This window comes from Streptomyces sp. AJS327, from assembly GCF_013450295.1.
In the GTDB taxonomy this organism is placed as follows: domain Bacteria; phylum Actinomycetota; class Actinomycetes; order Streptomycetales; family Streptomycetaceae; genus Streptomyces.
Map to the genome: position 1 here is coordinate 1698169 of NZ_SKBR01000001.1, position 13966 is coordinate 1712134.

General features: G+C 72.0%; 10 protein-coding genes. 8 read left to right on the forward strand and 2 right to left on the reverse strand.

The annotated features are described in order from the left end of the window. Positions 1-78 precede the first annotated feature (78 nt). The 5 genes from E0L36_RS06855 (at position 79) to E0L36_RS06875 (ending at position 7555) form a co-directional block, all read left to right on the forward strand. Positions 79-1428: a cytochrome P450 gene (locus E0L36_RS06855; RefSeq protein ID WP_180927915.1), complete on the forward strand. Its 1350-nt coding sequence runs from the start codon at positions 79-81 to the stop codon at positions 1426-1428. 211 nt (positions 1429-1639) lie between these two features. Beyond that, on the forward strand, positions 1640-4102 hold the full coding sequence (locus E0L36_RS06860; protein WP_258016071.1) for a PI-PLC domain-containing protein: 2463 nt from the start codon (positions 1640-1642) through the stop codon (positions 4100-4102). 268 nt (positions 4103-4370) lie between these two features. Continuing rightward, positions 4371-5090 (forward strand): DUF981 family protein, encoded by a 720-nt coding sequence (locus E0L36_RS06865; RefSeq protein ID WP_180927916.1) that lies wholly within the window; start codon positions 4371-4373, stop codon positions 5088-5090. 442 nt (positions 5091-5532) lie between these two features. After that, positions 5533-6873 (forward strand): potassium transporter TrkG, encoded by a 1341-nt coding sequence (locus E0L36_RS06870; RefSeq protein WP_308416655.1) that lies wholly within the window; start codon positions 5533-5535, stop codon positions 6871-6873. Then, positions 6866-7555 carry a TrkA family potassium uptake protein gene (locus E0L36_RS06875; protein ID WP_219636120.1) on the forward strand — a complete coding sequence of 230 codons (690 nt, stop codon included), beginning with the start codon at positions 6866-6868 and terminating at the stop codon, positions 7553-7555. Before E0L36_RS06870 ends, E0L36_RS06875 begins: the two co-directional genes overlap by 8 nt. A gap of 273 nt (positions 7556-7828) precedes the next feature. Here the strand turns inward: E0L36_RS06875 and E0L36_RS06880 are convergent, their stop codons facing one another. Next, positions 7829-8734, reverse strand: coding sequence for a GH25 family lysozyme (locus tag E0L36_RS06880; protein ID WP_180927917.1), 906 nt, complete (start codon positions 8732-8734; stop codon positions 7829-7831). A gap of 679 nt (positions 8735-9413) precedes the next feature. On the opposite strand from E0L36_RS06880, the gene E0L36_RS06885 reads away from it, so the two are divergent. Next, positions 9414-10616, forward strand: coding sequence for a glycosyltransferase (locus E0L36_RS06885; RefSeq protein ID WP_308416708.1), 1203 nt, complete (start codon positions 9414-9416; stop codon positions 10614-10616). Between the two features lie 145 nt (positions 10617-10761). Here E0L36_RS06885 and E0L36_RS06890 read toward each other — a convergent pair whose 3' ends face one another. After that, positions 10762-11403 (reverse strand): hypothetical protein, encoded by a 642-nt coding sequence (locus E0L36_RS06890; RefSeq protein ID WP_180927919.1) that lies wholly within the window; start codon positions 11401-11403, stop codon positions 10762-10764. 285 nt (positions 11404-11688) lie between these two features. On the opposite strand from E0L36_RS06890, the gene E0L36_RS06895 reads away from it, so the two are divergent. Then, entirely contained in the window at positions 11689-12591 is a 903-nt protein-coding gene (locus E0L36_RS06895; protein ID WP_180927920.1) for a hypothetical protein, read from the forward strand. A 552-nt stretch (positions 12592-13143) separates the two neighbouring features. Then, positions 13144-13869 carry a D-Ala-D-Ala carboxypeptidase family metallohydrolase gene (locus tag E0L36_RS06900; RefSeq protein ID WP_374705512.1) on the forward strand — a complete coding sequence of 242 codons (726 nt, stop codon included), beginning with the start codon at positions 13144-13146 and terminating at the stop codon, positions 13867-13869. Positions 13870-13966: the final 97 nt, after the last annotated feature.

Here is a 13966-nt window from a genome sequence, read left to right on the forward strand (position 1 = left end):
GCCAGCCACCGCCGGAGAGAGTCAGGATCGACCTCCGTCCGAGACCGGGAACGACGCTCCCCCGCCGCGAGGTTCGCAATGCACCGACCTGACACCCACCCCGTCGCCGTACCCGGGGCCTGGCCCCTGCTGGGCCACCTCCCGCAGATGGCGCGCGCCCCCCTGGCCTTCTTCCAGGGCCTGGAGCGCCACGGGCCCCTCGCGCAGATCCGGATCTGGAGCCGGCCCATGGTCGTGGTCACCCGCCCCGACCTGGCCCGGCGGGTGCTGGTCACCGGGAGCCGCGCCTTCGACAAGGGCGGCCCGGTCATCGAGGGCCTGCGCACCCTGCTGGGCAACGGCCTGGTCACCTGCCCCGCCCACGAACACACCCGGCAGCGCCACCTGATGCAGCCTGCCTTCCACCCGCTGCGGCTCGCCCGCTACAGCCCGGCGGTCAGCACCTCGGTGGCGGACGTCGTCGGCTCCTGGCGGCCGGGCCAGGCGATGGACCTCGACCGGGAGATCGGCCAGGTCGTCAGCCTGATCGTCTCCCGCACGCTGGTCGCCGCGCCCGGCACCACCAACACCACCAAGCAGATCTGCGACCTCGTCCCGGAAGCCACCGTGGTCATGTACCGCCAGGGACTGATGCCGGGCAGACTCCTGCCGCGCCTCCCGCTGTCCATCAACCGCCGCTGCGCGAAGGTGCGGACGGAGGGCCGTGACCTGATCGCCCCGGTCCTCGCCCGCTACCGCGCCGGGCACGGCACCTACGCGGACCTGCTCTCCGACGTGGTGCGCGCCTACGAGAACGAGCCCGACCCGGACCTCGCCATGGCCGACCAGGCCATGACGATCGTGGGCGCGGCGCTGGAGACCACCGCCAGCTCGCTGGTCTGGACCCTGCGGCTGCTGGCCGAACACCCCCGGGTGCTCGCCCGGTTGACCACCGAACTCGACGAGGTCCTCGCGGGCCGCCAGGCCACCCACGACGACATCGCCCGCCTGCCCTACCTCCAGCAGGTGCTCACCGAGTCCATGCGGCTCTACCCGCCGGTCTGGCTCATGACCCGGACCACCACCTCCGAGGTGCGCTGGGCGGAGGGCAGCATCCCGGCCGGTACCGACGTCGGCATCAGCCCCTGGGCCCTCCACCGCGACCCGGGCATCTTCCCGTCCCCCGAGGCGTTCGCCCCGGACCGCTGGGCGCCCGAACGCGCCACCTCCACCCAGCGCGAGGCGTTCTTCGCGCTGGGCGCGGGCCGCCGCAAGTGCATCGGCGACACCTTCGCGATGAACGCCGCCGTCATCATCCTGTCCACGATCCTCACCCGCTGGCATCTCCACCACCAGCGCTCGCAGTTCCGGATCCAGCCCCGGATGCTGCTGACCCCGCCCCGCACCCCGGTCACCGTGCAGGCCCGGGCCCTCCCCGAAGCCGCCTGACCCCCGGCCCGTCCTCCCCGGCCGTCCCGCCCGAGGGGGACGGGTCCCCGTAACCGGGCGGCCGCCGGGTTCCGCATCCTCCCCGCCTCCCCGGAACACCTCGCTGACCTGGAGCGAAGGGAGAGAGTCGACGGGCGGCCACCCTCCGGAACCGGCCACTCGGTAGCGTGGTGGGACGGCGGGAGACGGAACACCGGGGGAGGACGACGTGATGCGCGACAGCGGGACACAGCCGGACGGCGACGACGCCAAGCGGTCACAGCAGGCCAAGCGGGCAGACCAGGCCAAGCAGGCCCGGGACGGCGAGAGCACCGAGAACGGCCGGGGCGGCGGGAAGGCCACGAAGGCCACGAAGGCCACGAAGGCCGGGACGACCGGGCAGGCCGGGAAGTCCACGAAGGCGGAGGGGGCTGGCGGGACTGGAACGGCCGGGAGCGGCGGGGCCAGTCAGGAGCCGCCGGTGCCGCCGGTGGTCCCCGGCCGGTGGCGGGACGCGCGGTCGCTGCGCCGGATCCGGAGGGTGGCGGGGGTACTCGCGGTGCTCTCCGTCGTCGTCCTCGCCACCGCGGGCACGCTGCGCGCCACGGTGCTCAGCACCGGCTTCTACCAGGGCGTCCTGGACAAGGAGCGGGCCTACGACCGGCTCTACGACGAGGTGCTCGTCGACCCCGGCGCGCAGCCGGTCACGCGCAGCCTGCTGGCGCGGCTCCCGGTGCCGGAACCCGTGGTGACCGCCAACCTCAAGACCGTGCTCCCGCCCGCCACCGTGCGGGAGCTGACGGACTCGCAGATCGCCGCGCTCCTCGGCTACCTGCGGGGGGACGCCGACGCCCTCGACCTCTCGGTGGACCTCACCCCGGTACTGGCCAACCTCAACGACCTGGCGCAGGTCTACCTGGGCGGTCTGGTGTCCGGCGGCGAGAAGCGCACCGAGGCCGACCTGAACGCGGCCCTCACCCGGATGGACACCGCCCTCGACGACGTCGCCGCGGGACGCCAGCCCGACCTGCCGAGGGTGAAGCTCAGCGACGGCGAGGCCAAGAAGGCGACCCAGCTGCTGCTGTCCAGCGTCCCGGAGAGCGAACGGGAGGAGCTGCGCCCGCAGATCCGGGGGTCGCTCGCGGTGGGTGACGTGGCCACCGCGCTGGCCGCCGCCGGTCCGCACCTGCCCGGCAGCACCGCCGGGACGGGAGGCGACACGGCCCGCGAGGACCTGATCAAGATCACCGACGGTGGCGCGTGGAACGTGGCCGAGGACCTCCAGGACTCGGGGATGGACACGGGCGCGCTGAAGTCCGCGCGGGACGTCACCCACATCACCCTCGGGCTGGTGCAGACGCTCGCCGCGGTGGTCGGTGTGCTGGCCGTCGCCCTGCTGTGGCTCCTCGGCCCGCGCGCCCGGATACGCCGTCTCCGCGGCCTCGGCGCCCTGCTCACCGTGGGCGGCGCGCTGACCGGTCTCATCTTCCTGGCGATCCGCTGGCGGGCCGACGCCTGGCTCTGGACCCCGCCCGCCTCCTGGCCGACGTCCCTCGCCAACCTGGTCACCGACCTGGAACGGACCGGTGTCCGCTCGCTGGCCTCGGCCGGGCTGCTCGCGGCGCTCGTCCCGCTCGTCTCCGGCCTCGCGCTGTTCGGCTTCGCCGTCGTGTGGCAGCGCCGCGCGGCGGGCCGGAAGCTCACGCAGCGCACCCGCCGGGTCGCGCTCGGCGGTATCGGCGCGGTCGTCACCACCACCATCGTCCTGGGCCCCACCCTGCTGCCGACGGTCGCGCAGGGCTCGAAGCGCGTCTACTGCAACGGCTCGGCCGAGCTGTGCGACCTGCGGTACGACGAGGCCGCGTATTTGGCCACCCACAACTCGATGTCCTCCACCGCCGACCGGTTCATCAGCCCGCTCCAGGACGGTGACATCACCACCCAACTCGACAACGGCGCACGGGCGTTGCTCCTCGACACGCACACCTGGGAACGCGGCGACGAGGTCACCAAACGCCTCAAGCTCTCCGACTTCGGCCCGGGCACCCAGCGCCGGATCAGCGGGATCGTCGACCGCACGGGACCGGTCAAGCCCGGACTGTGGCTCTGCCACGCGGTCTGCCGGGCCGGAGCCGTCCCCCTCGTCGAGACCCTGAGCGAGGTGGGCGACTGGCTCGACGAACACCCCGGCGAGGTGCTCACCCTGATCCTCCAGGACGGCGTCAGCGGCGAGCGGACCGCGAAGGCGTTCCGGGAGGCGGGAGTCGAGCGGCTGCTGCACACCCCGGACGCCGATCCGGGCGCGGAGTGGCCGACCCTCGGGGAGATGGTCGAGGACGACAAGCGGCTCGTGGTCTTCGCGGAGAACGGGGACGGACCGGAGCCCTGGTACCGCAACTACTACCGGTACGGCATGGAGACGCCGTACGACTTCAGCAACCCCGGCGAGATGAGCTGTGTGCCGAACCGGGGCGGCCGGGACAAGCGGCTGTTCCTCCTGAACCACTTCATCACGCACGGCGGCGGCAGCCGGATCGACGCCGAGGAGGTCAACGCCGAGAACTACGTGCGGGAGCGGGTGCGGCGCTGTGAGACGGAACGCGACAGCCCGGTGAACTTCGTCGCGGTCGACTTCGCCAACCTCGGTGACGCCCGGTCCGCCGTCGACGCGATCAACGCCGACCGCGCCTCCTGAGGATCCGTCGCCCCGGCGGCGCGCACCCTGCGGCCAACCGCCCCCGCGCCGCCGTGAGTTGGCCCGGTGTGTGCGCGGCGGGTCGGTGCCGCCGCCGGCCCGGGACCGGGCGGTTCGCCGTCGCGCGGCCGGACGGCCCGGCGTGGGCGGTCCGGTGGATGGCCGTCCACCGCCGGGCAGCGGAACGGACGGACGCGATCAGGTGATTTCGGCCGGGCGCGCCCCGGCTCCGGGCCGGGTGCCGAACCGGGCGCGGTTGTCTCGGTCCATGAGCACACTCCTGACAGCGGCCCAGGACGGTCTGAAGATCGACTGGACCCGCATGCCGACCTACAACACCATCATGTCCCTTGCCGCGGGAGTCGGTCTGCTCCTGGTGGTGGCGCTGGGCTACCGGCTCCTGAAGGGCCAGCCCGTGGTCCCGGACGGCTGGGCGCTCGCCTTCGGGGCACTCGGGCTCCTCCTCTTCCTCACCGGGCTGCACATGACGCTCACCTGGCCGCTGGCCGGGCAGGGCTTCCCCTTCGACAACATCATCTTCGGCGAACCCGCCCTCGGTTTCGGGGCGTTGCTCCTCGCCGCGGCGTTCTTCCTCTGGAAGCGCGGCACCGCGCTCGACGCCGTCCCCGACCGCCAGCGGACCGTCGCCACCCTCACCGGGCCGATCTCGCTCCTCGTCCTCGGCTTGGGCCTGGCCTGCTTCGGTATCGCCGCCGCCGGATGGAAGTACACCCTCTTCGCCGCCCCTCCGGAGGAGCCCATCTCCGGTGAGTTCGCCGACCACCCCATGCTGGAGGCCAGCTTCATCTCCGGCCTGTACGTGCTGGTCGGCATCGGAGCGGTGCTCTTCCCCTTCGTGCTGAGACGCCCCCGCCGTCCCCTCGTCTGGATCGTGGGCGCCTGCTGGACCATCGCCGGGGTGGCCTTCCTCCTCTTCGGCGCGCTGAACTACTTCACCCACATCGGACTGATCGTCAACACCATGTGAGACGACGGACGATGGATCCCGACGCGACCCACCGCACGGCGCCCCCGCCCCCGGGACGGGGGCGCCGTCGCGCGCGGACGCTCCGCCCCGGACGGCGGGCGAGACCGACGACGCGGCGCGCGGTGCCAAGTGCCTGGCACGCCCCGCGCACGCGGCGAGGGCCGGTCCCACGGAACGACGGAGCCGCGGCCGGAGCGCGAGTGTGGGCCAACCCCCCGCTCCGCAGCCGTCGTCGGGCACCTCCCGGCGCCGGGCACCGGCCGGAACCAGCACACCGCACGTACCGGGGGGAATCCCGGGCGGACGCGCACCCGTGTCGTCCCGTTCGCCGTGACCCCCGCACGAGGCTCGTTGGAGGCCGTGAACGAACCGCGCGGACGATTGGCTATCGTCGAGCGGTGCGAACGAACGTGACCCTCGCGTGGTTCGGGAACGGCCTCCCGTGCTGAGGCGCCGTCCCCGGCTGCGGCATCCCGCGCAGGCCGTCGTACTGGGGTTCGCCACGGCGATAGCCTGCGGAACCCTCCTGCTGACGCTGCCCTCGGCCACCTCGGGTCCCGGCCGGGCCGGCCTCGTGGAGTCGCTGTTCACCGCGACCTCCGCGGTCTGCCTGACCGGGCTGGCGGTGGCGGACACCCCCACCTACTGGAGCGGCTTCGGGCAGGCGGTGATCCTGGTCCTGATCCAGCTCGGCGGGCTGGGCATCATGACCTTCGCGTCCTTGCTGGTCATGCTGGTGTCGCGGCGTATGGGCCTGCGCGCCCGCATCACCGCGGCGACGGAGACCAAGACGCTGGGGCTGGGCGACGTCCGAGCGGTGGTCATCGGGGTGGTCAAGGCCAGCCTGGTGCTGGAAGCCGTCACGGCGCTGGCCCTGACCCTGCGATTCGGGTTCGGCTACGACACTCCCTGGCCCCGGGCGGTGTGGCTGGGCGTCTTCCACGCCGTTTCGGCGTTCAACAACGCCGGGTTCGCGCTGTACTCCGACAGTCTGATGGGCTTCGCCACCGACCCGTGGATCTGCCTGCCCATAGGGTTCGCCGTCATCGCGGGCGGGCTGGGGTTCCCGGTCCTGTTCGAGCTGCGGCGCCGCTGGCACAGGCCCCGGAGTTGGTCCCTGCACACCAAGATCGTGATCTGGGCGAGTGGGGTCTTCCTCGTCGGCGGCAGCGCGTTCGTGACCGCGGTCGAGTGGAGCAACCCGGACACGCTCGGGTCGCTGGACACCCCGGGCAAGCTGCTCGTCGGCTGGTTCCAGGGGGTCATGCCGCGCAGCGCCGGGTTCAACAGCGTCGACATCGGCGCGATGAACCCGGCTAGCTGGCTGGGTATGGACGTGCTGATGTTCGTCGGCGGCGCCAGCGCGGGCACCGCGGGCGGCATCAAGGTCACTACCTTCGCCGTACTGTTCTTCGTCCTGTACGCCGAGATTCGCGGTGAGGCCGCGGTCAACATCTTCCACCGGCGGCTGCCCGGGGACGTCCAACGCCAGGCGCTCACCGTGGTGTTGCTGTCCATGGCCGCCGTCGTCAGCACGACCCTGGTCATGATGCTCTCCACCGAACACAGCCTGGACCGCTCCCTGTTCGAGATCACCTCGGCCTTCGCCACCGTCGGGCTGTCCACCGGTATCACCGCCGACCTGCCCGCCGCCCAGCAGATCATGCTGGTGGTGCTGATGTTCATCGGCAGGATCGGGCCGATCACCGTGGCCTCGGCACTCGCCCTGCGTAGCCGCGTCCGCATGTACGACCTGCCTGAGGAGCGACCCGTCATTGGCTAGGAAGCGTCAGCCCCAAGCCCGCCGCATCGCCCGGAGCGACTCCGCCGTCGTCATCGGCCTGGGCCGGTTCGGCCGGGCCGTGGCCCTGGAACTCGTCGACCAGGAGACCGAGGTCCTCGGCATCGACGAGGACCCGGAGGTCGTGCAGTCACTCTCCGGTTCCCTGACCCACGTGGTGCGCGCCGACTCCACCAAGGAGGAGGCCCTGCGCCAGCTCGCCGTCCACGAGTTCGACCGTGCCGTCGTCGCCGTCGGCAGCGATCTGGAAGCCAGCATCCTGACCGCCTCGCTGCTGATCTCCTTCGGCATCCGCGACGTGTGGGCCAAGGCCATCAGCGAGCCCCACGGCCGTATCCTCCGCCAACTCGGCGTCCACCACGTCGTCTACCCCGAGCACGACATGGGACAGCGCGTCGCCCACCTGGTCCGTGGCCGGATGATGGAGTACATCGAGTTCGAGGACGACTTCGCCATGGCCAAGACGAGGCCACCGGCCGCCTCGGTGGGCCGGCCCCTGAGCGACAGCGGCATCCGCTCCCGGCACGACGTCACCGTCGTCGCCATCAAACGCCCGGGCGAGGACTTCACCTACGCCACCGCTGACGCCGTGCTGACCGAACGCGACACCATCATCGTCGCGGGCCGCACCCGGGCGGTCGAGCGCTTCAGCGAACTCCAGTAGGTCCTCCCCGCGACACGGTGGCGGGGCGCCGCCCGGACGGACGGAGGGTGGGCGGACACGGGGCGGCCGGTGCGCCCGCGATCGGCGGGCGCCCACGCTCCGCGGTTCGCAGGCGCCCGGCCAGGTGCTGAGCGGCTTCGGCCGCATCGCGGTCCCCCGGCGACCTCCGCGTCGCCCCGTCGAGCCGGGCGTCGCGGGTGTCACCGGGTTCTCCGGAGAGGCGGCCGGAGCCGTGGTGCCGGGTTCGACACGCCCCGTGGGGCGGCGAATCGCTTAGTCCACGTCGACCTTGGGGTTGGCCAGCGTGGTGTTGTTCGCGAGGGCCAGCAGCCGGTCCCGCGAGCCGTTGAACTTGTTGCGGTCGACGGGGCTGATGCCGCCGATGTTGCCCTTATCGGTGTACTGCCAGGCGGTCCAGGTCGGGAAGCCCGAGGGGATGGTGGGGCTGCCGGTGGTCCAGTGGGCGACCCAGAGCGGGGCCTTGTCCCTCATGCCGGTCCAGTTACCGGTGCAGGTGTTCCACCAGTTGGCCGTGGTGTAGATGACCATGTCACGGCCGGTGCGCTGCTTGTAGGTGGTGTAGAAGTCGTTGATCCAGGTGCGCATCGCGGCCTGGCCCACCCCGTGGCACTGCGAGCTGGAGCCGTTCTCGATGTCCAGCACGCCGGGCAGGGTGAGGTTGTCGGCGGACCAGGCTCCGCCGTTCTTCGCGAAGAAGTCGGCCTGTGCCGAGCCGCTCGACGAGGCGGGACGGGCGAAGTGGTAGGCACCCCGGATGACCTTGTTGTTGTAGGCGCCGGTGTAGTTGGCGCTGAACTTCGGGTCCTTGTAGGTGGTGCCCTCGGTGGCCTTGATCCAGGCGAACTGGATGCCGTCGCCCTTCACCGAGCCCCAGTTGATGCTGCCCTGGTAGTGCGACACGTCGATGCCCTGGACGCCGCTGGTGTCCTTCGGGCCGACCTGGCGCTGCTCCTTGCCCGCCAGCTCCTGCTGGGCGCTGATGCCCATGTAGCCCTCGCCGAGCTGGTACTCGCCCTTCTCGCCCTTCTCCTCGACGGGCGGGGCGGCGAGGGAGGTCGCGGCGGTCGAGAGGGTCAGCGCGACCGCCGCGCCGACGACGCCGGTGGCCGTGGCGACCCTACGCGCGTAGAAACCGTGGTGGGGGGTTGGTCTCCGCATGTATGCCTCCTGGATTGCGTACTTGATGCAGACACGCCATAAATACTCGACGGTAAGGGCCGCGTGAAGACTCTGCCCGGCCCGCCTGTGGTCTGAACCAGTTGCCGCGCCCGTGAGCTGGGAGACCCGCGCCCCGGCCGGGAAAGTTTCAACGTCCTTGGCGGTGCGGGCGGATGGCGAGACGGGCCGGGGGGGGGCGGGCCCAGGTGTGCCACGGCCACGCGACGGCCCGACGGCTTCACCCGCGTACGGGCGCGGTGGTCCGCCGATGGCTGCGCCGCGCCACGTACACCGGCAACCACGCCTGAGGGAACGGAGGTTGGGGGAGTGGCGACCGGACGAGCCCCATCCGTGGGAACCGCGCCCCGCCCAGTCCGCGACGCCCGCTGACGGTGACCGGTCGCACACCTCCCGGTCCGCCCCCCCGAAAGCGGCCGCCGGAGCGGCGCGTCACCCGTGGACCGTCCGGCGCGGGGGCCAACCCACGGCAAAGGCGAGGAGGTTACCCGCCTCCTCGCCACGCTCAACGTATAGCGCACCGGGGGGCTTGCGGCAAGATCCCCGGTCTGCCCCAGAATCACCGATCGGCGCCGAAACCAGGCGCCCGAAACCAGGCGCCCGAAACCAGGCGCCGGAACTCAGGCGCCGGAACCGATGGAGCGGGTGACGCGAAGTGCGCGTGTTGTTGTCGACCTACGGGTCACGAGGGGACGTCGAACCGCTGGTGGGACTCGCGGTGCGGCTCCGGGAACGCGGCGCCGACGTGCGGGTGTGCGCACCGCCGGACGAGGACTCCGCGCGCCGACTCGACGGTGTGGGCGTGCCGTTGGTCCCCGTCAGCCAGTCGGCACGGGTGTGGACGAGGGCGGCCCCGCCCGCGTCGGACCTGCCCCGGCGCGCGGCCGAGGTGATCGCCGGGCAGTTCGAGGCGATCCCCGCTGCGGCCGAGGGCTGTGACGTGCTGGTGGCGACCGGCATGCTGCCCGCCGCGGCCGGAGCCCTGTCCGTGGCCGAGCTGCTGGGCGTCCCCTCCGTATCCGTCACCTTCCAGCAACTCACCCTGCCCGCGCCGCACCGCGGGCCACTGGCCTACCCGGGACGGCCGCTCCCGCCGGAGACGACCGACAACCGGACGCTGTGGGAGCTGGACCTCCAGCACACCGACGCGCTGTTCGGCGAGGCGCTGCACACGAACCGGGCGGCCCACGGCCTGCGCCAGGTCACCCACGTTCGCGACTACGTCATCGGCGACCAGCCGTGGCTGGCGACGGACCCCGTCCTGGACCCCTGGCGGGAGACGCCCGGCCTCGGCGTCGTCCAGACCGGCGCGTGGACCCCGCCGGACGAACGCCCCCTCCCCGCCGAGCTGTTGGCTTTCCTGGACGCCGGAACGCCCCCGGTGTACGTCGGTTTCGGCAGTATGCCGATGCACGCCGTGACGGACATCGCCCAGGTGGCCGACGCGGCGGTCCGCGCACACGGACGGCGCCTCGTCATCGGGCGCGGCTGGGCGGACCTGACGCTCGTCGACGGCCCGGACCGTCTTACCGTCGGCGAGGTCAACCACCAGGCGCTGTTCCGCCGGGTGGCCGCGGTCGTCCACCACGGCGGCGCGGGAACGACCACGACGGCCGCCCGCGCCGGCGCCCCCCAGGTGGTGGTTGCCCAGCTGGCGGACCAGCCGTACTGGGCTGGCCGGGTAGCGGAGTTGGGCATCGGCGCGGCGCACGACGGACCGGTACCGACCACCCGTTCCCTGTCGGTCGCCCTGGAGACGGCGCTGCGCCCCGAGACCCGCGTCCGGGCGGCCGCCGTGGCGGACACGCTCCGCACCGACGGGGCGTCGGTGGCCGCGAACCTGCTGCTCGACATGGCTGGTTGAACGGCAGCCGGGCGGCCCGGCGAGCGCGAGCCGTCAACTCCCGTGCCCACCACCCCGGTTCGCCGCCGCAGTCCCCCGACGCCACCAGCCGACGGTCACCGGGAGGCTGAGCCCCCCGGCGGGCGCACACGACACGGGCCCACGCCTACGTCCCCGTCAGCGGGGGCGGCGTGTGCCGTGGCCACGCCCGGCCCACCCGCTCCTCCACGGCCGCCCGGAACGCCTCCAGCAGGACGCAGCCGGGGTAGCTCCCGAACGTGACGTACCGCCAGCGGTGGTTGCACGACCAGTAGCTGACCACGCGTCGTTCCGTGCGGGCGAAGAACGCCGGGTTCCGGGCGATGAACTCCCCGTAGAGGCGGCGCTCGGGCGACCCCGGGGTGGAGAGCCCGGGAAGTCCCCGGCTGATGGCCTCGATGATCTCCAGTACGTACTCGCCGGCCAGTCGCATGACGAACGGAACCACCCACGGCTCCCTAGACACCAGGATCCGCTCAAGATGGCGCTGGCGGACCAGACCGTCGTGGTGCCGCGAGTAGAGGCAGTGCAGGATCTCGCGCTGGGTGGCGGTCAGCCGCCCCCGCGGGCCGGTCTCCGGCTCCTCGTTGTAGAGGCGGGTGGGGATGGCGACCGTCTCGCCTTCCACCTCGACCTCGAACGGCGCGATCGGCGGGGACCCGGCGCCCGGCATGACCGCCAGGACGATCCGCACGTCATCGATGAGCCCGGCCGGAAAGGCCGCCGTCAGCACGTCCGCGTCGCCCGCCGGATCCCGAAGTCCCCCCACCCCCACGAGAGTAGGCGCACCTCCACGACGGCGGGCGCCCAGCCCCCGTGCGGGGACCGCGAGCGAGTGGCTCCGCTCCGGGACCCGCATCGCCGCGACGAGGACCGGGCTTTGGGCGCTCGCGGAGATCAACACAACGCGGCTGTAGGGGAGTTGTGAGTTTTCTGGAACGGAGGTGCTCACATTCCGACGTGCCTGTGCCACTCTGGCCCACACCCCCACAACGGAGGACCCCGCATGTCGCGTTCCAGACGTAGCGCGTCAGTCCGCGTTTCAGTGAGTGCCGTGGCTGTCATGGCCGTCGCGGCCGTCACGGGAAGCGGCGTGGCCCAGGGCGCGCCGGAAACCACGGCCGCGCCCGAGCCGCTGGTGACCTACAACAACAACATCGAGAACATGGTGCCGGAGTCCTGCTCCGGTGACCGGTTCGATCGGCTCATCGAGTACGTCAAGAGCCAGCCCCGCAGTCCGGGAATCCTCACCGTGCAGCAGATCTCGGACTCCGAACAGCTGAAGGCCCTCACCAAGCGACTCTCCGACGAACTGCCCGGAACCTTCAAAGGGCGCATAGCGGTCGCCGATCCCGGTTCGATGGGCTACACCAGCAAGTGCGGCAAGTTGAAGAACCAGCAGACCAACGCCGTGATCTACCGAACCCAGCGGCTGACCCTGGAGGACGCCACCACGTGGCGGTCTGACGCCCCCCAGGGCGCCAAGGGCAAGTGCCGGAACCTCGAACCCACCGAGACCAGTCAGGACCGGGTGCACAACGTCGCCGTACGGCTGCGTGACACCGTCGAGAAGAAGGACGTCACCGTCGCCTCGATCCACTGGCCGACCGCCAAGTGGAACGGTCCCGACTGCGCGTCCGAGAACATCAGGGAGGCGAACAGGGCGGTCGACAACCTGGGGGGCGATGTCAGGATCGTCGCCGGGGACGCGAACATCGACGTCGGTGTCGGCAACTGGTGGAGCAAGGCCCGCGGTTACGGCTTCGCCGACCCGATCGCCGAGAAGTGCGGCGGCCGGGATTGCCCCTCCCGGCACGACACGCTGAACAAACGCCGCGTCGACGTCCTGCTGGCCAAGAAGGCGAACGGATTCCGCGAGGTCGCGACGGTAACGGAGAAGATGGCGGGCGGTTCGTACTCCAACCACAGGGCCGTCACCGCCTACGTCATTCCCTGACCGGGTGTGCGGCGCCGGGTTCCGCTCGGCCATGTCCCGGCGGGGCCGAGCGGGCCCAACCGGGCCGGACGCGGTGTCCAGGCGCGCCGGACGCGCGGCCGTCGGAGGCGACGGCTGGGCGGTGGCCCGTGCGCACGCGCCTTCGGGCACGGTCACGGCGAACCGGGGCAGAACCCCGGCGAACTGGCGTCACCGGCCCACTCGATCACGTCGGCGGAGCGCGACCGGACAGCGATGCGTGCCCGGCCCGAACGCCTCCACCCGGCGAAGCCATCCCTCCCGGCGGACCGTCCCCGGTACCGCCTGACCGTCCCTCCCAGCAAGCCAACTCCCGTACCCGAGCACGCACCTGGGGAACACGTCACCGACGGGCCGTCGGCCGCACACGAGGCTTCCGGCGACCCGCACCGACATCCCCTCCCGCAGACCGGGCGGCGCCCCGCGCGGCGCCGCCGGACACCGCACGTTCCTGTCCCCACTCCCTCTGGAGATCCCATGGCAAAGAGACGTTCCGGCACCATGCTGGCGGCGGCCGCCGCGGCCGTCCTCGGTATGACGTTCGCGATCCCCGCTTCCGCGGCCACCGGCGAGCCCACCCGAACCGCCCAGGCTTCCTCATCCGAGGTGGGGGCCGCCGACGCCTGCTACACGTGGAGCGGCACCCTGCGCGAGGGCTCCACCGGCGAAGCCGTGCGTCAGCTCCAGATCCGGGTGGCGGGCTACCCGGGCGCCGGCGCCGACCTTGCCCTGGACGGCGTGTACGGCCCGGCCACCAAGGCCGCGGTGCAGCGCTTCCAGTCGGCCTACGGGCTCGAATCCGACGGCATCGCGGGACCCAACACCTTCGCCAAGATCTACGCGTTGCAGGACGACGACTGTACGCCGGCCAACTTCACCTACGACGAGTTGAACAACTGCAACTCCGACTGGTCCGGCGGAAAGGTCTCGGCGGCCACCGCCAAGGCCAACGCCCTGGTCACAATGTGGAAGTTGCAGGCCATGCGGCACGCCATGGGCGACAAGCCGATCGTGGTGAACGGCGGCTTCCGCAGCGTGTCCTGCAACTCCAACGTGGGCGGCGCGGCCAACAGCCGCCATATGTACGGTCACGCGGCCGACCTGGGAGCGGGCTCGCAGGGCTTCTGCGCCCTCGCGCTCGCGGCCCGCAACCATGGTTTCGGTGAGATCCTCGGCCCCGGCTACCCGGGACACGACGACCACACGCATGTCGCGGGCGGTGGCGGTCAGTTCTGGTCCGCGCCCACCTGCGGAATGTGACGGCCGCGGAACTCCGTACGGCGGGGTGACGGACCCCCGCTCGCTCGCCACACCCCGGCAGGAGCCGCACCTCACGCGCGGCGCGTGCCCTGCCGGG

What these genes read in the sequence shown, in the direction of transcription:
- E0L36_RS06855 (WP_180927915.1), top strand. Translation starts at nt 79, where the DNA reads ATGCACCGACCTGACACCCACCCCGTCGCCGTACCCGGGGCCTGGCCC.
- E0L36_RS06860 (WP_258016071.1), top strand. Translation starts at nt 1,640, where the DNA reads ATGCGCGACAGCGGGACACAGCCGGACGGCGACGACGCCAAGCGGTCA.
- E0L36_RS06865 (WP_180927916.1), top strand. Translation starts at nt 4,371, where the DNA reads ATGAGCACACTCCTGACAGCGGCCCAGGACGGTCTGAAGATCGACTGG.
- E0L36_RS06880 (WP_180927917.1), bottom strand. Translation starts at nt 8,734, where the DNA reads ATGCGGAGACCAACCCCCCACCACGGTTTCTACGCGCGTAGGGTCGCC.
- E0L36_RS06900 (WP_374705512.1), top strand. Translation starts at nt 13,144, where the DNA reads ATGACGTTCGCGATCCCCGCTTCCGCGGCCACCGGCGAGCCCACCCGA.